Consider the following 20,039-nt stretch of genomic DNA (forward strand, 5'->3'; position numbering starts at 1 on the left):
CTGATTGAGGGCGCTTTTTTTAATTGAAATTCAACTGAGGGAGCGGTGATGAGTACGATTATTTATTTTCATGGTTATCAATCTGATTGTAAAACGGAGAAATTTGACCGCACCAAAGCATTTTTTGCCGAGCATGGCATACAAGTGGTGGGCATGGAGCTCGATTATGAAAACATTCCACCGAATGCGATTGATAAAATCATTGATTTGATTTTCAAGCGGCATGAAATCATTGGTTGTATTGGCTGTAGCTTGGGTGGTTATTGGGCCAATCGTGTGGGTGTCTTACGCAAAGTAGCGGTGGCAGTTGCCAATCCTGCTATCGAATTTTACCAAACCAAAGGCAAAGACATTGAAGCTTTGGCCGAGTATAAACAAGAAAAAGCTTATACCGAATCGAATGGTGCTAAGCGTTTGGTGATGTTGGGCACTGCTGATGAGGTATTGGACTATCGTGTGGCACAAAAAGCATTCCCTGCTCAAGAAGTGAAATTAATCGAAGGTGGCTCGCATTCGGGCTATGATTTCTTAGATGCGTTTTTACAGGCCGCTTTGAAAACCTTTCAATGAATGGGTTTTTATTCATAATGAGTGAACTTTAAGTGAATTTGTTTTCTAATTCATTTTGATATCATGATGAAGGAGTATGACTATGGCAGCTTATCAAGTGGGTATGGTGGTCGGTAGTTTGCGCCAAGATTCTTTCAATTTGAAATTGGCCAAAGCATTGGCAAAATTGTTTCCAAGCGAGATTGAAATTTCTTTTGTCGATATCAGCCAGTTGCCCTTGTACAACCAAGACTTGGACAATCAGCCGACCGAAACAGTCAGCACTTTCAAGCAAGCTGTGGCTGCGCTACAAGGTGTGGTGTTTGTAACGCCAGAACACAATCGTTCTATTAGCGCAGCTTTGAAAAACGCTTTAGATCATGGCTCTCGTCCTTACGGTAAAAGCGTTTGGGCAGGTAAAGTTGCAGGTGTGATAGGTACATCGCCAGGAGCAATAGCAACGGCAGTAGCGCAACAACATTTGCGCAACATCGTGGCAGCTTTGGACATGCCGACGGTGAATCAGCCTGAAGCTTTTGTACAATGGACTGATGATTTGATGGATGCCGAAGGTGTTTTCAATAAGCGTAGCGCTGCATTTTTGCAACAATGGGTCCATGCTTATGTCGCTTTATTGAAACAACAGGCAGCGTAAACAATTTGAAGCATCATAAAGCGCGCTAAAATAGCGCGTTTTTGATTTTTAAAGTGTGAATAATGTTGACTAAAACCGCAGTGGTATTGATTTTATTGGTGTTTTCAAACTTGTTGATGACCATCGCTTGGTATTGGCATTTGAAACCTGGTGGTGCAGAAATGCCGCTGTGGAAAATCATTTTGATTTCATGGACGATTGCTTTGTTTGAATATTGCTTGGTTATTCCTGCTAATCATTTTGGCAGTGAATGGGGCATACGACCCTTTCAATTGAAAATCATGCAAGAAGTGGTCACGCTAACAGTATTTGCTTTTTTTGCTGTATTTTATTTGAAAGAAGGCTTTAAACTCAATTATTTGATTAGTTTTGGGTTTATTTTAGGGGCTGTGTATTTTGCATTTAAAAAATAAATATTTAGGCTTGAAACCATAAAGGGGAAAACCAAATGCATTATCGCGATTTATTCATTGTGTCATCGGCATTGGTCACACAATATGGTCTGTTCCCGACTGAAGAACGTTTGGCGCAAACGATGGCAACATTGGACAGCATTCGCCAAATGGCACCGCATGCAGACATTATTGTGATGGAATTGTCGCGTGAACGCATTCCCCCGCAATATGAGCAAAATTTTATGCAACATGGCGCGAACCATATTCTGCATTTCTCTCAACATCCAACCATACAACACAATTACGCCATTTGTTCGCCTGAGACAGATCCGATGGGTAATGTGATTAAAAATTTGAATGAAATGGCAGGCATGCACGGTTTATTAGAATGGGCGCGTTTGAATCAATATTTGGATGGTTATCGCCGTGTGTTTAAGGTTTCAGGCCGCTATCGTGTGTGTGCACCTTTTTCACAAGATTTTTACAACCATGAACAATTTGCCCATAAAGCCGCTTTTTTGTGTCGTACCGATGGTTTTTTACCTTTACACAATAGCGGTGGAACCAAAATGCATTATATGACACGCTTGTGGAGTTTTGACCCTGTGTTGATGCCCAAATTTGAAGCATGGTTTGAGGCCATGTGTGACATGATGTATAAGCGTTTGGAGCTAGACGGTTATATTGATATTGAACATTTATTGGCTTTGGTTGTGCCGCGCCAATACTGTGTTTATTTGTCGCGTGTTGGCGTGGCGGGCATGGTGGGATTGAATGGAAACATGATTGTTGAATAGTTTGTTTGCGCATAAGGTTAGCCCAAGTGCTCACTATCCTGTAAAATGAACGCCGTTTACATATTTATTTACAGCTTTCAGGTCGCCTGAAAGCTTTTTTAACACTGTTTTTGAAGATAAGTTAACGATGAGCGGATTGATCAATGAATTACAACAACGTGGTTTGATTGCACAGACTACGGATGCTGAAGCCTTACAACAATTGTTAGACGATGGCCAAATTTCTTTGTATTGCGGCTTCGATCCTACTGCTGACAGTTTGCACATCGGTCACTTATTGCCAGTATTGGCTTTGCGCCGTTTTCAATTGGCAGGCCACAAACCGATTGCATTGGTTGGCGGTGCGACAGGCATGATTGGTGACCCAAGTTTTAAAGCAGTAGAACGCAGTTTGAATACGCCTGAAACCGTGGCAGGTTGGGTGCAAAAAATTCGCAATCAATTGACGCCATTTTTGTCGTTTGAAGGCGATAATGCGGCGGTGATGGCGAACAATTACGATTGGTTCGGCGGCATGGGCTGCTTGGACTTTTTGCGTGACATCGGTAAGCATTTTTCTGTCAACGCGATGATGAACAAAGAATCTGTGAAGCAACGCTTGAACCGTGACGATGTCGGCATTTCGTTTACCGAATTTGCATACAGCTTGTTGCAAGGTTATGACTTTAGCGAATTGAACAAACGCCACGGTTGTAAATTGCAAATTGGTGGCTCTGATCAATGGGGTAATATTACCGCAGGTATTGATTTAACCCGCCGCTTGAACAAAGACAGCGTGTATGGTTTGACTTTGCCATTGGTGACCAAATCTGACGGCACCAAATTCGGTAAAACCGAAGGTGGTGCGGTGTGGTTGGATGCTAGCAAAACCTCGCCTTACCAATTTTACCAATTTTGGTTGAAAGTGGCCGATGCGGATGTTTATAAATTCTTGAAGTTCTTTACTTTCTTGAGCGTAGAAGAAATCAATGCGATTGAAGCTGCTGACCAAGCCAGCGGTACTAAACCTGAGGCGCAGCGCATTTTGGCAGAGCAAATGACGCGCTTGATTCATGGCGAAGAAGCATTGGCAGCTGCCAAGCGTATTTCTGAAAGTTTGTTTGCTGAAGACCAAAGTGCATTGACCGAAAGCGATTTTGAGCAATTGGCATTGGATGGTTTGCCTGTGTTTGAGATGACTGGCAATGTGAATGTGGTGGAAGCATTGATTGTCAGCGGCTTGGCGAAATCCAATAAAGAAGGTCGTGGTTTTGTTGCCAGTGGTGCGGTGGCGTTGAATGGCGCGGCTGCTGCGCTTAACAATCCTGAACACGCACCTGAAAAACCAGACGATGCTTATTTGTTGACCGATGAGCACAAACGCTTTGGTCGTTATACCATCATTCGTCGTGGTAAAAAATTGCATGCTTTGTTGGTGTGGCAATAAACATTATTGTCATATTTGAATGACATCATAAAGCGTCCTGTAAAGTTTACAGGACGCTTTTTATTGTTAACCAAGAGTAAAAGAGCATTGCATCAATCCAACTTGTTGATTGGCGCAAAACCGTTTACATTACTTAGCTTGTGTCATATATTTTGTTTGTAGCAACACATGTTGCAGTGACCACCATTACCATACTAAAAAAGGACGTTCTCATGAAAAAAAGTGCATTATTGGGTTTGGCAACAGTGTTGATGACTGCGGCTTTGTCTGTGCAAGCTGCGCCAGTGAAATATGAATTTGACCCTGAACACACTTATCCAAGTTTTGAAGCCGATCACATGGGTGGTTTGTCGGTTTGGCGTGGCAAGTTTAATAAAACCAGTGGCTTTGTCACCATTGATACCGCGAAAAAAACGGGTGAATTAGAAGCGGTTATTGACATGAATTCTTTTAATTCAGGTCATGAGGGTTTTAATACCCATGCCAAAAGTGCAGACCTTTTGGATGTGGCAAAATACCCAACCGCGGTTTACAAAGGTCGTTTAACCGATTTTGAAGATGGCAAACCAGGCAAAGTAGTAGGTCATTTGACTTTGAAAGGTGTGACCAAACCTGTGAATTTGGATATTGAAAACTTCAAATGCATGGAAAATCCGATGACCAAAGCTTACACTTGTGGCGCGGATGTAGAAGGTGAGTTTGACCGTGATGCATTTGGTGTGGATTATGCTAAGAAGTTTGGTTTTAACATGAAAACCAAATTGAAAATTCAAGTAGAAGCCATTCGCAAATAATAGATGGCTTTTTAGTCTAAAACAGGGTGTTTGCCAGAGGCAAGCACCCTGTTTTTATGATAATAGCCAGTGCAATGGATTTCATATTCATTTCACGCAGGACTATGCTTGCTTCATGTTAGGATGGAACATCTTTTTACCTTGGCACAAGGAGTGGTTATGTATGTGCGCAAACGCAGTACGTATCTCAATTGGGTGGTTGGCTTTGTCATTGTATTGATATTAGGCTTTCTCGTTCACCAGTTAAGTACCATTTTAACGCCTTTCATTGCTGCAGCTATTTTGGCTTATATTTTAAATCCTGTGGTCAATCAATTGACTAGGCGTAAATTGAGCCGCAACTTTTCGGCCATTTTGGTGACTTTATTTGCTATTTTTATTGTGGTGAGTCTCATTTTGTTCATCATTCCGATGATGTTGAAGCAATTTGAGGCAGCATGGCAAAAATTGCCTGATATGGTGCGTTATATTGAAACGGCTTTGTTGCCATGGGTGAATCAGACTTTCCATGTTCAGTGGGGTTTGGACAGTAAATTTGTCATCAAATATGTGACTGAAAATGGTGAGCAAATCCGCACAGGTGTGACCAAAATCATGCCATTTTTGGCCAATCAAGGTGGACATTTGGTCGTGATGCTGGTGAATTTGTTTTTATTGCCGATTTTACTGTATTACTTTTTAGTGGATTGGCCACGTTGGTCGGCAGGACTGGTGAAGATGATTCCGCGGCGTTATTTAGAGCGTTTTAGCCGCATTGGTCATGAAATCGATGAAACCTTGAGCGAGTATTTGCGTGGTCAGTTGTTGGTCATGATTTTGGTCGGTTTGATTTATGGCGGTGGTTTGGCTTTAATCGGATTGGATTCGGGCTTTGCCATTGGCATGATTGCAGGTATGTTGGTCATTATTCCTTATTTGGGTGCGTTTATAGGTTTATTGTTGGCTACCATGGCAGCTTTATTGCAGTTTGGTAATTTGAGTGGCTTATTGTCTGTTTGGGCGGTATTTTTAGTGGGGCAAAGTTTAGAAAGCTATGTCATTACGCCAAGATTTGTAGGTGAGCGCATAGGCTTATCACCATTGTTGGTGATTTTTGCATTGATGGCTTTTGGTCAGCTCATGGGGTTTGTCGGTATGTTATTGGCTTTGCCGTTGGCCGCTATTTGTTTGGTCTTATTCCGCGAATTGATGCAAAACTATTATAAAAGTCATTATTATCGTCGTTAAGATGTTTCTTAATAGGATGGCGTGCGGTTGCTTTGCTAGGGGGCGCACGCTACAATAAGCCTCATGTGTTTCTTTTTATTTCATGAAATCTCTATATTGTGTCTCAATTGATTTTGAATTTTGAGCATCAAGTTTCTCCTGATTTTACCAAATTTTTAGGACAGGCGAACCGCGAACTTTTGCAAGTCTTACAAGATCAGCAAGAGCGTTTGATCTATGTATGGGGCGCAGAGGGGCGGGGAAAAAGCCATTTCCTCAAAGCATGGGTGGCTCAGGCTGTGAGTCAAGGGCATTCGGCACAATATTGGGATGCCAAGACCAAACCTTTTGCCCTCGCATCGGCTCAAGCCCAATATATCGCCATTGATGCCATTGAGTTTCTCGATAGCACCGAACAGCAAGATTTATTCCATTTATTTAACCAAATTCGTGATGGCGGGTTTGGTTATTTGTTAATGTGCGCCAACATTCCACCGTTACAATTGTCTTTGCGTGAGGATTTGCGCACCCGCATGGCTTATGCTTTGGTCTATGAGCTTAAAGCCATCAACGACGATGAAAAGCTGGCGGCTTTACAAGATTTGGCGCAATCTCGCCAATTGGCCATTAGTGACGATTTATTCAAATTTCTGCTGTTGCATTGGCGCCGTGACATGGATTCATTGGTGACGATGGTACAGCAACTGGATGATTACTCCCTGATGACGGGACGACACATTACTTTACCTTTACTGAAAAAACTGCTTGAAGACCAAAATGAATCTAGCCATATTTGACCTTGACCACACTTTAATTGCCAGCGATTCAGACAATGAATGGCCAAAATATTTGATGCACAAAGGCATCGTTGACAAAGCCTTCGTAGAAAAGAAAAACGATTATTTTTACCAGCAATATTTGCAGGGTCGTTTGAATGTGGATGAGTTTTTAGAGTTTCAATTAGAACCTTTAACCCATTACAGTATGGAACAGTTGGCGGTGATGCATGAGGAATTCATGTGTGAGTTCATTCGTCCAACCATTACTGAGGTGGCGCGCGAATTGGTGGCTAAACACCAGCGAGCGGGTGATGATTTGTTGCTGATTTCGGCAACCAACGAATTCATCATTACGCCGATTGCGAACGAATTTGGAATTACTGAAGTCATTGGTGTGACTTTAGAAATTGGTGTAGATGGGCGTTATACAGGCAATTATATCGGCGTGCCGAGTTATCAAGGCGGTAAAATTGTTCGTTTAGAGCAGTGGCTACAAGAAAAAGGCAAAACGCGTTCTGATTATGACGATATTTATTTCTACAGCGATTCACGTAATGATTTGCCTTTGCTGCAAGATGTGAGCCGTCCTGTAGCGGTCAATCCTGATGACATTTTATTGGCACATGCCACCGAACACGGTTGGGAGATTGTGCACACACATTAAAGGTGAATGAACATGGCACGCAGACTGTATCGACAAGGGTTATGGGCTGTGTGTTGTGTGATGGGTAGCATGTCTGCATGGGCGAGCGATTTGCCATGTGAGGCGCAAGTGTTACAAGGTTTGGGTTGGCAAGCAGTTTCGCAAGCGGTGCAACCTCGCTTACAGGACGCTTCCATATGCAATATGCCCCATTTACAAGCCGCTCAAAGCCAATCAAGTCTGCATTATCCCAGTCATTGGCATCAGAATGTCGCAGTGTTACAGGCCGCTTTGAACAGCCAAGCCAGTCGCTGCGCTTTTCAATTTAAGATGTCTGCGGCGGTTCAGTCTGCCACACAAAAATTAAGTTTGAATACAGGTTTTCGTTTTACTGCTGTGCAAGCCTCTTGGGTCAATTTTGGCGCAAATGAGCGGTTGTTATGGCGGCAAACACAAAGTTTTGGGCGGCGTTTTGAGCCTCAATATACCCATAGCGACGCTTTTGAAGTATTTTATTCTGGCAAAGTGCGTACCGAATGCAGTACAGGCCGCCAAATTGCCCAAATAGCTACTTTGCGTGAATTGTTTGGAGATGAAGATTTCAATCGTGTGTTTACTGCTGCAGAATTAAGCATAGGCAGGTCAATTTCTTTGCATGACACTGACAGTATTTTATTGGGACGCCATAAAGGTGAGTGGTTTCAGGATGGCTCTGGTCGCAAAACGGCTGCTTTAGGGCGGCAGGCATGGCTAGGTGCACCGGGAATGATTGTGCATGTAAAAGATGCTTCGTATTTGGATGATATCAGCAATCAAGCAGAGAATTTTGTTGTGGTGGCGGTCAGTGCTGCTGCGCAGCAGCAATTGTCACAAGGGCAAGGTTTGATACGATTTCAACGTGACAATTTAAAATTGTGGCATTTGTCACAAAGTATTAACCAAGTGGACAGGCGTTATTTTCAACGTTTGCTCATCGAAAAAGATTCCAATTTGTGGCAAGCACTGCCTCAAGCACAACGCCAAATTGCCAATCAAATGTTGGCTTTGTTGCAACAGCCGTTTTATCAGGAATTTTTGATTTATGTGCATCCGATGGGCATTCAATCGGTAGGGTTTCATATGGCAAGGCTGTTAGACCGAAACCCTCGTACGCCTTATACGATAGAATTGGCGTTGCACAATATTCCAACTGAAATTTACCAACGTTGGCTACAAGCACAATTACAAAAATGTCATATTCATCAGCGTTTACAGGACGCTGGGTCTGCATCTTGAAAGGAAAAAATGAGCGAATTTAAAATCAAAACCATCAATACTTTTTTCAAACGTGCGGTGTCGGTTTTGGAGCGTTTGGATGCATTATTGCCACAAGCATTGCAAGAGCCTAATTGGGCAGCAGTGGCGTTTCGTTGGGAAAAAGTAGGTCAACAAGGTATTTTGCAGGTTTTACCAACGCCACATACTTTCCCATTGTCACGTTTGGCGGCAGTGGATGGGCAGATGCAAAAATTGGTGCGCAATACGGAGCAGTTTTTAGCTGGTCGTCCTGCCAATAATGTGTTGTTGTCTGGAGCGCGTGGTACGGGTAAATCTTCTTTGGTCAAAGCTTTATTGCATGAATATGCTGAGCAAGGTTTGCGTTTGATTGAGGTGGATAAAGAGGATTTATCGAGTTTGCCAAGCTTGTTGAATTTGTTGGTTGGGCGTCCTGAAAAATTTATTGTGTTTTGCGATGACTTGTCATTTGAGCAAGGGGATCATGGTTATAAAGCCCTGAAAACGGCTTTGGATGGTGGTTTGTCACAGCGAGCGGACAATGTGTTGGTTTATGCCACCAGCAACCGTCGTCATTTATTGCCTGAGTATTTCAGCGAAAATACAGGACATACGGGTATAGGCGGCGAAGTGCATCCACAAGAGGCTATCGAGGAAAAAGTGTCTTTATCGGATCGTTTTGGGTTGTGGTTGAGTTTTTACCCGTTTGATCAAGTGGCATATTTGCAAGCGGTGGAAAATTGGTTACATGCTTATGATGTGGCATACGATGATGTGGCAAGACAAGCTGCTTTGAATTGGTCTTTGAGCCGGGGCGGACGTTCAGGACGGGTTGCATGGCAATTTGTGTGCGATTGGGTAGGGCGTGTACCTGAAAATAGAATTTTAGATTAAAAATTCACACATTGAAATCAGTCTTAAGTGGCTGATTTTTTGATATTTAAGGTTTTAAATAGAGACAGGTTATGGAATCTTTACTATAAATAGTAATAATTATCATTTACAAAGTGAAAAACTTAGATTACTATGTTTCCAGCTTAAGACGAACAAGCTAAGGGGAAGCAAACAAGCCATCTGATTGTGACTATTCATTGCAGTTGCAATCTAAATCAAGCGTCAATAGTTTGGTTTTAAATGGGATGGGTCTTGTGAGTAATGACTGAAATTCATACGCCACGAATGGGTTTTTCGAGTGAAATGATTTTGCTGCAACAGGTCATGGTCAGTGAAGTTGTGAAGATTGGACAACCGATTCGTTGGTGTATCAGTTCCTCAAATTGTACGCCTTAGTCCTTTTTCTGTGTCAAGATGCATGGTTGATGCATCTGACCAAAAGTCAAAAACCGATTGCGAGGCAATCGGTTCGTACGGAGTTTATGAGGTGTGTTCCGTTAGCCCCCGTTCATTCGGGGGCCTTTTTTTGTGTGTGCTCATTATCATGTTTATCGCGCTGCTTGTCAAATTTCTAATCGATAAATGACTTTAAACAATAGGATTTTGTAGTAAATTATGCGCGTAATAGACCAAGCCCAAAGCCAGCCAAAACATCAATACACCAATGCCAAAGTCCAAAACTTGCCATGTTTTGGATTTGGAGAACCAAGGCAGCAATAGTCTAGCGCCAAAGCCCACACCAAAAAACCAAATCAATGACGTGGTTAGCGCACCTGTGAGAAACCACCATTTTTGTTCTAAAGTCAAAGTCCCTGCGATACCGCCTATGATGATGATGGTATCTAAATACACATGTGGATTTAAAAAAGTCAGTGCAAAAGCCATCAAAGCAACCTTTTTGTGGCTGTGCAATGTCACTTGATCGGCCTGTAAATGCAAGGCAGATTGTCCTGTATAAGCACTTTTCAAGCAGCGATACGAATACAATAACAAAAATATGGCACCGACAATCGCTAACATTAAGCTCAGTAAAGGAATGCGCGTCAACATGCTGCCTGCGCCCAAAATACTGAAACTCATCAAAACCACATCACCCAAAAAACAAATCCCCGCCACGGTGGCAATGTATTGTTTGCTCAAGCCTTGCTTGATTAAAAAAGCATTTTGCGCCCCAATCGCTATAATCAAGCTGGCACCTACGAATAAACCTTGCCAAAAAACCACCATTGATTGTCCCTTATGACTGTTTTCTTTGAGAAGAGATTGTGTGCTGTGTGCCAATTAAATGAAACAAAAGTGAATAAATTTTAGTAAGATTAAATTTTACTTCATTTAAGAGCAAATACATGCAGCCATTAGACAGCAAACAAACCGAGGCTTTGCTTGCCGTATTGGATAGTGGCAGTTTTGAATTGGCCGCTACACAATTGCGTTTAACACCTTCAGCAGTATCACAAAGAGTCAAGGCATTGGAAGCGGGCATTGGTATGCCTTTGGTTGAGCGTACTCGACCTTGTCGTCCTACGGCTTCAGGACGCATGTTGTTGCAATATTTGCGGCGGCGTAAGCTCTTGGAAGAGGAGTTTGCAGCCAATTTTGCGCACAACGAATATTTCATGCATGCACCGATTGCCACCAACCATGACTCCTTAGAAACATGGTTACTGCCTGCTTTGGCACCTGTGGCGATTGCGGAAAATGTGTTGTTGCAATTGAGTGTGGACGATCAAGAATTTACCCATCAAAAACTGCTCGATGGTTCGGTTGTCGCTGCCATTTCATCGAAAGACACGCCGATTAAAGGCTGTGCGGCGACACCTTTGGGTACGGTGCGTTATCGATTGATGGCCAATGTGGCGTTCCAGCAGCGTTATTTTTCTCAAGGCTTGACGCATGCTGCTTTGAAAGCCGCGCCTTTGGTGCGTTATAACCACAAAGATTTGTTGCAACATGATTTTTTACATCGGTTTTGTCATTTTAATGCCGATGCATGCCCACAATTGATGATTCCGTCTACCCAAGCATTTTATAAAGCGGTGGAATTGGGGTTGGGTTATGGCATGATTTTGGATGTGCAACAACAACAATTACAGGGCGCTGTGTTGGATTTGATGCCCGGAGCATTTGTAGATGTGCCTTTGTATTGGCATGATTGGCGTTTGCAATCGCCTAAAATGCAGCGTTTGAACCAAGCTTTGATTGAACATGCCAGTGCTTATTTATTGCCTTTGTCTCAATAAATACAGATACAAAAAGCGTCCTGTAAGTTTACAGGACGCTTATAAGAGGTGTTTTAAGCGTTGGCTTGCGCCAAAACTTTGTCTAAAGCATCGCTGAACAATTGCACTGAACGTTCGATGTCTTCTAATTTGTCTAAGCCAAACAAACCAATGCGGAACGATTTGTAAGAAGCAGGTTCATCGACTTTCAAAGGCACGCCGCCTGCAATTTGTACGCCTTCGGCGATGAATTTTTTGGTGTTGGAAATGTTGTCGTCATCGGTGAAACACACAACCACGCCAGGCGCTGCAAATTCGTCTGCCGCCACGCTGACAACGCCACGTTGTTTCATGACATCACGAATGCGCTCGCCCAATTCTTGTTGCTTGGCTTTTAATTGTTCAAAACCAATTTGTGCCGATTCTTGCATCACATCACGCAATACCACCAAAGCATTGGTAGGCATGGTTGCATGATAAGCATGACCGCCATTTTCATAAGCTTGCATGATTTCCAACCATTTTTTTAAATCCATTGCAAAACTGTTGCTTTGGCTGGTTTGCACAGCTTGCTTGGCCGTTTCATTCATCATTACCATGCCGCAGCAAGGTGGTGCTGACCAACCTTTTTGTGGTGCAGAAATCAAAATGTCGACACCCAAATCTTTCATATCCACCCAGATGCAGCCTGAAGCGATACAGTCTAAAACCAATAAACCACCAACTTCATGGGTTGCAGCCGCAATTTGGCGGATGTAGTCATCAGGTAAAATCATGCCTGCTGCGGTTTCGGTATGTGCTGCAAATACCACTTGTGGTTGGTTCGCGCGAATGGCAGCAACGGCTTCTTCGACAGGAATAGGGGTGAATGGTGATTGTGGATGGTTGGCATCTATTTGGCGTGCTTTTAAGACGATTTCTTCTTGTGGTAAGCGCGCCATTTCAAAAATTTGGCTCCAACGGAAGCTGAAAAAACCATTGCGAATGACCAAGCAAGTTTTGTTTTGTGCCAATTGGCGTGCCACGGCTTCCATGGCGTAAGTGCCTGATCCTGGCACGATGGCGACTGCATCGGCTTGGTAAACTTGTTTTAATGTGGTTGATAAATCACGCATCACTTGTTGAAATTTTTGTGACATGTGGTTGAGTGAGCGGTCGGTATAGACCACTGAATATTCCAACAAACCCTCTGTATCAATGTCGTTGCGTAAGGCTGGCATTGTTTTTCCTCTGTTATATGTGTGTCAGAAAGACTAGCTTAAACGACTTTGAGGTCGCTTGTCAGCTTAATAACGACGGGTAAACTGTGGTTGATAAGGACAATAGGGGCCAGCTACCAATTTAGTTTGCTGTTTTTGCATATATTTCCAGTTGTACCATCCATAAATGGCGTTGATGATTTTCAGTAGCCACATGGCAACAAATATCCAAGCAGCATCATCTCCGGGTGTAAATAGCAGTAACCAAACGGCTGAATTGACGATATTGATACAAATCCAAGCCACCCATTGTTCTACAAACCGCCAAGTCATGAGCAATTGTCCCGTTATGGCCATAATCATCAATACGCTGTCCCACGGAAAATGGTCGGCTTGGTAGTAAATTTGTAAGACTTGTATATAGATTAAGGACACAATGATGAGGGCAATTAAGATGGCCAACCAACCACGAGGAAAGATTTCTCGAATCACAATGTGTTCGTGTTTGATGGCGTACAGCGGCTTGTGTTTAGACCACACTTTCCACCCAACCCATTGCAAGGGTAGATAGAAACACAAATACAATCCTGTCATGAAATATAAGCCATATTTAAAACTGATATAAGCATGTAATGTGACATAAACCGTGCCAACATAAAAATTGGATAAATGCCCTTTCGCAACCAAAAAGACGCACCACATACCTAAAATGGTGGCAGACATGTTTAGCAATGGCGTATTTTTAAATACTGCCACGCCCAAACCGACCACTGTGAACGTGATGCACCACCACTTTTCAAAAGTGCTGCATTGTTGCCAGAAAGTGCGGATAGTGTTCATGGTGTGGTGGTAGCATTCTATCAATAAGGGTTAGCAAACAAATGAGTCATGTAGCTAGCAAAATTGTGTTATGGGTTGGTTATTTTTCCTACTTGAGGGATGGGTTTTTGAATATTGGAGGCCAAACGCAAAGAGCAATAAGGGCCGACAAACATTTCATTTTGCAATTGACTTATTCGATTCCAACGGTAACAGCCATAAAGACAATTGACTAAAAAAATACCCATCATAAAGCCTGAAATGTAAATAGGTGGGCTGAGCATGGAGGTATAAGCCCAATAACCAATGTTAAAGACATTGACTGCTATCCAAGCGACCCAACACTCTACGAAGCGTGCCAACATCAAAACATTGGCGATGATACTGAAAATAACCGCAATTATCACCAAATTAGGCATGCCATTGCCCAAACTGTAAATGACTTGTGCAGTAAAAGCTGCAATTAAAATCATGCCCAATACAATGGCAATCCACGCATTGGGAAACAAGCGCCGCAGTAAAATATTTTCTTGTAAAGTAGGATGACCAATGCTGTTTTTTTGCCAGAGATAAATACCCAAAATTTGTAGAGGCAGATGAAAGCAAAGGTGTAAATACATCGTCAATTCGTCATTGACCAAATAGCAATGTAAGGCATATAAGAGGTTGTAAACCACGCCGCAGTAAAAAGTGATGGTTTTGGCTTTTGCTGCAAAGAAGATACACAAACTACCAGCGCATGCGATGACCAACGACAGTCCGTCGAGTTGCTCTAAGGCAAACAGAGCTAAAAATGAAATGATACAGAACACCAACCATGACTGCTCAAAGTGGGTGCACTCTTTCCATAGATACATGGTGAAACCTTGTGTGTGTTTTAAGGTGTTGTTGTGTGGGACATCACCTTTAGTGTGTCTTAAAAAGCAAGCATCTATTATGCCAAGGTTATGTTTTGTGTGATGAGAACGAGTTAATAACTGGGTTTATTGTTTTATATCAATGTTTTTATTTAAAGTAAAAAAAGCGCCCTGATTCACAGCAGGACGCTTTTTAAAAGTCAGATTGAATTAAGCAACGTATACAGGACGCTTAGCGCACAAAGCCGTTACTTTCACTGCAATCGCTTGCAACGCAGCAGCATCGTTTGGTGTATCCAAAACGTCCGCAATCAAATGAGCCAATTCGCGCGTGTCGTTTTCGTCAAAACCACGAGTGGTGATGGCCGGTGTACCCAAACGGATACCTGAAGTCACGAATGGTTTTTCAGGGTCATTAGGAATGGCGTTTTTGTTCACAGTGATGTGTGCTTTGCCCAAAGCTTCTTCTGCCGCTTTGCCGGTGATTTGCTTAGCACGCAAGTCTACCAAGAATACATGGCTTTCGGTGCGGCCTGAAACAATGCGCAAACCACGCTCGGTCAACACTTCAGCCAAAACTTTGGCATTGGCTTTCACTTGTTTGGCGTAATCTTTCCAAGATGGATCCAAAGCCTCTTTGAAAGCCACCGCTTTGGCAGCAATCACGTGCATCAATGGGCCGCCTTGCAACGATGGGAAAATCGCTGAGTTGATTTTTTTCGCCAAAGCTTCGTCATTGGTCAACACGATACCTCCGCGAGGACCACGCAAGGTTTTGTGAGTGGTAGAGGTCACAAAGTGCGCGTGAGGCACAGGGTTAGGGTATTCGCCAGCGGCAATCAAACCCGCGTAATGCGCCATATCAACAAACAAATACGCACCGACTTTGTCTGCAATTTCGCGGAAGCGTTTGAAATCGATTTCCAACGCGTAAGCCGAAGCACCTGCCACAATCATTTTAGGTTGGTTTTCAATGGCCAAACGTTCTACTTCATCGTAGTCAATTTCTTCGGCATCATTCAAGCTGTAAGGCACAACTTTGTACAATTTGCCCGAAATATTCACCGATGCGCCATGCGTCAAGTGACCGCCATGCGCCAAATTCATGCCCATGATGGTGTCGCCTGGTTGCAAAACCGAAGTGTAAACCGCTTGGTTGGCTTGTGAGCCTGAATGTGGTTGAACATTGGCAAACTCAGCACCAAACAATTGTTTCAAACGGTCAATCGCCAATTGTTCAGCCACATCGACAAACTCGCAACCGCCATAATAGCGTTTGCCAGGATAGCCTTCTGCGTATTTGTTGGTCAATTGTGAGCCTTGGGCTTCCATAACGGCTGGTGAAACATAGTTTTCAGAAGCAATCAATTCAACGTGGTCTTGTTGACGTTCTACTTCTTGGGCAATGGCTTGCGCCAACTCTGGATCAAATGATGCAACGGTAACACTGCGAGAAAACATGACTATCCTTCCAATGAGAGTGCATAAAACAGGTCAAAAACCTGAATCAGGAATGGTATTTTAGCCCATCTTGAAGGTTTTTGCATGGGCTGAAAATACTTGCAATGCGCAATTGTTTATTTATTCGGAACAAATCTTTTGTAAACAGACATTTTGCAAGGAACAATCATTTTTGCATTGAAAATGATATGTCGGTTTATGAAGCATTTTAGCTAGAATTGGGTAGGTTGGTATCAAACCGATTGTGCCGTAATATGTGCCAATAAAGGTTTACAGGACGCTTGTAGCAAACGTTTGGTTTCTTCAAAGTCACCCGTATGCCAAGGATCGGGTACGCCTTGTGGATAGTTTAATTCAGGAAGCAAATCGGTGATGACAAACATGTGTTGGGCATCTTTGGTGAGTAACTGCTGCAAGGTTTGTAAATTGTTGGCATCCATCGCCACGATATAATCGTATTTTTCCGCGTCTTGTGGGCGCACTTGGCTGCTGACAAAGCCGCGGCTGTCTATGTTCAATCCGTCTAAAATATCCGCAGTGCCACAATGCATGTCTTCGCCATTGTGCCAACCTGATGTGCCTGCGCTGTCGATGTGAAACAAATGGCTTTGCCCTTGTTCTGTCAGCCATTGTTTCATGATAAATTCTGCCATCGGTGAACGGCAAATATTGCCCAAACAAACAAATAAAATGTGCGTCATGACCAGCTCCATTGGTTTACAGGACGCTTGAAGGCGTCCTGTAAATGTTTTAGTTAGGGAACATCGGATTGTGGCTTGGCATGTCTACGGCTCTGGCATAGCTAGGCAAAACATCCGTGTCTTGTAAAGCTTCATGCAAAATGCGAATGTGTTCTACTTGGCATTCGACCATCAAATCAATGAAATTGGCCAAAATCAGATTGATATCGTCATTCGGTGCCAAAGTCCATGTGAAAATTTGTGGTGCCAAACTCATGACTTCGTCGGTTGAATTAAAGCCAAACAAAATTTTGCCGCCTTCTTGTGCTGCCACCACCACACCTGCACGCGGGCTTTGTAAACGAATGGCGCGCAAAGCATTGGCAGCAAAGACATCCAAAGCCATGCGTGTGCGCAAAGCCGAGCCTTGTTGCAAGGCCAACATCGGTGTGGTCGGTGCCACGGGATTGGCAAAAACGGTGACGCCATTGCCATGTAAATGCTCAATCCACAATTGCATCAATGGCATTGCAGCTTCTTTTAAGGCTTGGTTCAAAGCGTCCTGTAAGTGTTTTTGACCATAGCCAACAGCATAAGCCACAACCACTTCTTGGCCTGCGGCAAATTGCAATGAAGCACTTGGAATTTGTGCTGCCAATTGTTCCGATGCCGCCATGTTTTGTTTGGCAGCATACCAAGCGTCCGATTTGAAATAAGCCAAATCAGAGCCGTCGATTAAATTGGGCAACCACGTTGTTTGTTGTAAGGCGGCAAATTGTGGGTATTGCGCAAAAAAGGCATTCAAATCAGGCAAGCTTTGTTTCAATTGCACAGGTTGTTTGCTACCGACCACCAAAATCACTGGCATGGCAATCCATTGAATTTCTTCTTCGGTTTGCGCCAATAACACTTGGTTCAAAGACAGCCACAATTGTTGGTAAACCGCTGCGTCCGGTGCCATAGACATGGCGACTGACAAGCCTAAAATGTGGCGTTGGAACAACATGTCAGAAATTTGATGGCGCAATTGTTCGCCTGCCAATTTGCCTTGGGCATTGTTAGGATTGGCAGCCATTTGACCTGCATACATCAACAAGTCATTTTTAACTGGGTCAGTTGGGAAGGGGCGGGTATCAGGGAGTAATGTGTTCACAGCGGTCTACATCCAAAAAGATTCAGACCGCTATTTTAACAGACGCAAGCGCAGAGGTTAAATAAGGCTGCGCTATTGTGCATTAGCCTCGGCTATTTTCATGACTTCTAAGTCTTTTTTGGCAATCGGTTGCAGCCATTTGTTTGCAGGCGTCAAATGTGGATCATGGTGCATGCGCCATTCATGTAATGCAATCATGGCACTTTGATGGTGAAAACCACTTTGGCGTTGACTGCGAATGTGCAACGCACCCGATAAAACCAAACTTAACAACATCATATAAGCCGATTGATGAATGTCAGGTACGGCTTTGAATTTGGTTTCCAGTAGCTCTAGCAATTTTTTAACTGCCAAAGTGCAGTTAGCATGGTAAACATGGTTGATGGATTCTAGCAACATGCTGTTCAAAATGGTGGCACTGACGGCGATTTGTGGATTTAAAGTGCTGCGCCAAATGGTTTGCTCTTGCTCGAGTTGAAAATGACCTGAGATGTGTAGTGAATCCAAGCTTTCATACATATCCTCATGCGAAGGCAGTCGAAATTGCAGCAATTGTGCAATCGGCATGATTAAGCTTGCGCGGCTGCTTTGATGGGTGAGTAAGTCGTATAAATTCTCACTTAAATGTCTGTTTCGGCCGCAGTGCGCTTGGATATCATCTGGTAAAGGTTGAAAATAATAGCGGGAAATATCGCTGTCGCAAACATAACCTAATTTTAATTCATGTAATCGGTGTAAAAAATCATCTGCAGTTTCCGTCTGAGCTTGTTTGAGTGACCAATAGCCATTGAGGCTCGGATGGGTACGCAAATTCATTTTTGGCATGATGTGGTTGAGTTGATGGCATAAAGGATGACTGGTCGGTAAATACCGATACAGCAAATTAATGCTTTGATTGAACGTGGTTTCATCAATAGATTGCAAATTTTCTGCTGGGTAAATTTGCGTCAATATATATTGCATGTTTTCAAAAGCTTGCCAGCCTGATGTGGTTAAATAATCAATGTAAACCATGCCTTGTGGATGTATCACTTTGGCAATTTGCGCAGTATGGCGTTGTTTTTCATCATCCGATAAATAACTGTAATAACCATGACACAGTACGTAGTCAATTGGTGTTTTAGGAGTGAAGTCTAACCATTTAGATACAGAAAGTATGCGCACATTTTTTATTTTTAAGTGTTTGCATGCTTCCTGTATTCGTTGGGCATACACAGCAGCACTGGCCACCGCAATGATTTTTGCGTTCGGATATTCACATGCTAAGGCCAAAGCATTGGCACCATGGCTGACACCCAATAAAACAATTTGCGCTTGTTCAACCGGTTGGGGTTGTGGCAATTTGAATAAGACACTCAACGCACGTAGGCGGTCTGGGTGTAAGTCAAATTTGGGCTGGTCGTCAGGCAAGTGCATGGCTTATTCTTTCTTTATTTTATGGTTATATCTTATGGTTAAGAAACCTGCTTGAAATAATTTATGTTAAATGGCATTTATTGTAATGCCGCAATGCAATATATTGATATGTTAAGTCAATTTTTAGCAATGCTTAACCGCTTGAGAGCGGATGGTGATATCCATTTTGGTTAAGCTAAATAACTGAGTCATTTGTTTGCTAGCATTGTCATTGGCCAGTTGCAAAATTTTTGCTTGGCAAGCAGATTGTTGGATTTGAACCTTCGCAGCATTTTGTGCTTGTTGGAGTAGATTGTTATCCAATGGTTCTAAATTCATCCAACCTCGTTGGTGGTCGTAAACTTGAATATTGGAAATTTGGGTGGAAAAAACTTCCGCAGCAGGCAAATCGACAATCATTTTTTGACCATCGGCCGAAACTGTGACATCACTGGCATCTAATTTTGATAAATCCACACCTGCCACCACTTGTCCTTTGACAATGAACAAACCTTTTTCATGGTCTTGCCATAATTTATACCAATTGCCTTGTTTCTCAGAATGCACCACGGTGTCGATGTGAAAAGCCATGGTTTCTAAGCGATTGAGTTCTTGGATTTTGGTTAATACGCCTTCACGCGTGATGGTCACGTGTTGTTGCTGGCTGATTTGTTGCTGTTTTTGATAGAAAAAATAAGCATAATAAGCTGCGGCTGCGAAGATGACAAGCAAGCTGAGAACGAGCAACAGTGAAAAGAGTTTTTTCATGTATTTTGAGTGCGGACTTTGGGAGAAAGGCTGCATCATAAAGCTTTGTGATTATAAATAGGGTTTGTACAGGTA

The 20,039-nt window shown here is 43.0% G+C and carries 21 protein-coding genes; 12 read left to right on the plus strand and 9 right to left on the minus strand.

The genetic code is table 11. The features are described from left to right. Window positions 1-48: 48 nt before the first annotated feature. The 11 genes from H150_RS0102190 (at window position 49) to H150_RS0102240 (ending at window position 9,413) form a co-directional block, all read left to right on the plus strand. Window positions 49-570 carry a YqiA/YcfP family alpha/beta fold hydrolase gene (locus tag H150_RS0102190; protein ID WP_019957409.1) on the plus strand — a complete coding sequence of 174 codons (522 nt, stop codon included), beginning with the start codon at window positions 49-51 and terminating at the stop codon, window positions 568-570. Window positions 571-652: 82 nt separating this feature from the next. Beyond that, window positions 653-1,204 carry an NADPH-dependent FMN reductase gene (locus H150_RS0102195; RefSeq protein ID WP_019957410.1) on the plus strand — a complete coding sequence of 184 codons (552 nt, stop codon included), beginning with the start codon at window positions 653-655 and terminating at the stop codon, window positions 1,202-1,204. Between the two features lie 62 nt (window positions 1,205-1,266). Beyond that, the gene (locus H150_RS0102200) at window positions 1,267-1,617 is read left to right on the plus strand and encodes a DMT family protein (protein ID WP_019957411.1); all 351 of its coding nucleotides are present in this window, start codon (window positions 1,267-1,269) and stop codon (window positions 1,615-1,617) included. A 35-nt stretch (window positions 1,618-1,652) separates the two neighbouring features. After that, a complete protein-coding gene (locus tag H150_RS0102205) occupies window positions 1,653-2,396 on the plus strand; it encodes a hypothetical protein (RefSeq protein ID WP_019957412.1) in 744 nt (247 codons plus the stop codon). 127 nt (window positions 2,397-2,523) lie between these two features. Beyond that, window positions 2,524-3,822 carry a tyrosine--tRNA ligase gene (gene tyrS, locus H150_RS0102210; protein ID WP_019957413.1) on the plus strand — a complete coding sequence of 433 codons (1,299 nt, stop codon included), beginning with the start codon at window positions 2,524-2,526 and terminating at the stop codon, window positions 3,820-3,822. A gap of 212 nt (window positions 3,823-4,034) precedes the next feature. Continuing rightward, window positions 4,035-4,616 carry a YceI family protein gene (locus H150_RS0102215; protein WP_019957414.1) on the plus strand — a complete coding sequence of 194 codons (582 nt, stop codon included), beginning with the start codon at window positions 4,035-4,037 and terminating at the stop codon, window positions 4,614-4,616. A 159-nt stretch (window positions 4,617-4,775) separates the two neighbouring features. Beyond that, window positions 4,776-5,843 carry an AI-2E family transporter gene (locus tag H150_RS0102220; RefSeq protein WP_019957415.1) on the plus strand — a complete coding sequence of 356 codons (1,068 nt, stop codon included), beginning with the start codon at window positions 4,776-4,778 and terminating at the stop codon, window positions 5,841-5,843. A 98-nt stretch (window positions 5,844-5,941) separates the two neighbouring features. Next, the gene (hda, locus tag H150_RS0102225; protein ID WP_019957416.1) at window positions 5,942-6,619 is read left to right on the plus strand and encodes a DnaA regulatory inactivator Hda; all 678 of its coding nucleotides are present in this window, start codon (window positions 5,942-5,944) and stop codon (window positions 6,617-6,619) included. Next, window positions 6,600-7,265 (plus strand): histidinol-phosphatase, encoded by a 666-nt coding sequence (locus tag H150_RS0102230; protein WP_019957417.1) that lies wholly within the window; start codon window positions 6,600-6,602, stop codon window positions 7,263-7,265. Before hda ends, H150_RS0102230 begins: the two co-directional genes overlap by 20 nt. A 12-nt stretch (window positions 7,266-7,277) precedes the next feature. Next, window positions 7,278-8,519 (plus strand): hypothetical protein, encoded by a 1,242-nt coding sequence (locus H150_RS13545; RefSeq protein WP_051082964.1) that lies wholly within the window; start codon window positions 7,278-7,280, stop codon window positions 8,517-8,519. 9 nt (window positions 8,520-8,528) lie between these two features. Further along, on the plus strand, window positions 8,529-9,413 hold the full coding sequence (locus tag H150_RS0102240; RefSeq protein ID WP_019957419.1) for an ATP-binding protein: 885 nt from the start codon (window positions 8,529-8,531) through the stop codon (window positions 9,411-9,413). A 588-nt stretch (window positions 9,414-10,001) separates the two neighbouring features. Here the strand turns inward: H150_RS0102240 and H150_RS0102245 are convergent. Next, on the minus strand, window positions 10,002-10,640 hold the full coding sequence (locus tag H150_RS0102245) for a LysE/ArgO family amino acid transporter (protein WP_019957420.1): 639 nt from the start codon (window positions 10,638-10,640) through the stop codon (window positions 10,002-10,004). A gap of 119 nt (window positions 10,641-10,759) precedes the next feature. Between H150_RS0102245 and H150_RS0102250 the strand changes: the two genes are divergently transcribed. Next, window positions 10,760-11,653 (plus strand): LysR family transcriptional regulator ArgP, encoded by an 894-nt coding sequence (locus H150_RS0102250; protein WP_019957421.1) that lies wholly within the window; start codon window positions 10,760-10,762, stop codon window positions 11,651-11,653. Window positions 11,654-11,706: 53 nt separating this feature from the next. Here the strand turns inward: H150_RS0102250 and H150_RS0102255 are convergent, their stop codons facing one another. The 8 genes from H150_RS0102255 to H150_RS0102290 all read right to left on the minus strand — a co-directional run bounded on the left by H150_RS0102255 (window position 11,707) and on the right by H150_RS0102290 (window position 19,964). Beyond that, window positions 11,707-12,852 carry an aminotransferase class V-fold PLP-dependent enzyme gene (locus H150_RS0102255; protein ID WP_019957422.1) on the minus strand — a complete coding sequence of 382 codons (1,146 nt, stop codon included), beginning with the start codon at window positions 12,850-12,852 and terminating at the stop codon, window positions 11,707-11,709. 66 nt (window positions 12,853-12,918) lie between these two features. Next, on the minus strand, window positions 12,919-13,671 hold the full coding sequence (pnuC, locus tag H150_RS0102260) for a nicotinamide riboside transporter PnuC (protein WP_019957423.1): 753 nt from the start codon (window positions 13,669-13,671) through the stop codon (window positions 12,919-12,921). A 68-nt stretch (window positions 13,672-13,739) separates the two neighbouring features. Further along, window positions 13,740-14,507, minus strand: a complete 768-nt coding sequence (gene pnuC, locus H150_RS0102265) for a nicotinamide riboside transporter PnuC (RefSeq protein ID WP_081619527.1) — start codon at window positions 14,505-14,507, stop codon at window positions 13,740-13,742. Window positions 14,508-14,717: 210 nt separating this feature from the next. Then, on the minus strand, window positions 14,718-15,968 hold the full coding sequence (gene glyA / locus H150_RS0102270) for a serine hydroxymethyltransferase (protein WP_019957425.1): 1,251 nt from the start codon (window positions 15,966-15,968) through the stop codon (window positions 14,718-14,720). A gap of 233 nt (window positions 15,969-16,201) precedes the next feature. Beyond that, window positions 16,202-16,669: a low molecular weight protein-tyrosine-phosphatase gene (locus tag H150_RS0102275; protein ID WP_026353399.1), complete on the minus strand. Its 468-nt coding sequence runs from the start codon at window positions 16,667-16,669 to the stop codon at window positions 16,202-16,204. Window positions 16,670-16,718: 49 nt separating this feature from the next. Further along, window positions 16,719-17,801 carry a hypothetical protein gene (locus H150_RS0102280; protein ID WP_026353400.1) on the minus strand — a complete coding sequence of 361 codons (1,083 nt, stop codon included), beginning with the start codon at window positions 17,799-17,801 and terminating at the stop codon, window positions 16,719-16,721. Between the two features lie 72 nt (window positions 17,802-17,873). Beyond that, on the minus strand, window positions 17,874-19,217 hold the full coding sequence (locus H150_RS0102285) for a class I SAM-dependent methyltransferase (protein ID WP_019957428.1): 1,344 nt from the start codon (window positions 19,215-19,217) through the stop codon (window positions 17,874-17,876). A 123-nt stretch (window positions 19,218-19,340) separates the two neighbouring features. Next, complete coding sequence (locus H150_RS0102290) at window positions 19,341-19,964, minus strand: DUF4230 domain-containing protein (protein ID WP_019957429.1); 624 nt, start codon at window positions 19,962-19,964, stop codon at window positions 19,341-19,343. Window positions 19,965-20,039 lie beyond the last annotated feature (75 nt).

Origin of the sequence: Vitreoscilla stercoraria DSM 513 (genome assembly GCF_000382305.1) — a bacterium.
Taxonomy (GTDB): Bacteria; Pseudomonadota; Gammaproteobacteria; order Burkholderiales; family Neisseriaceae; genus Vitreoscilla; species Vitreoscilla stercoraria.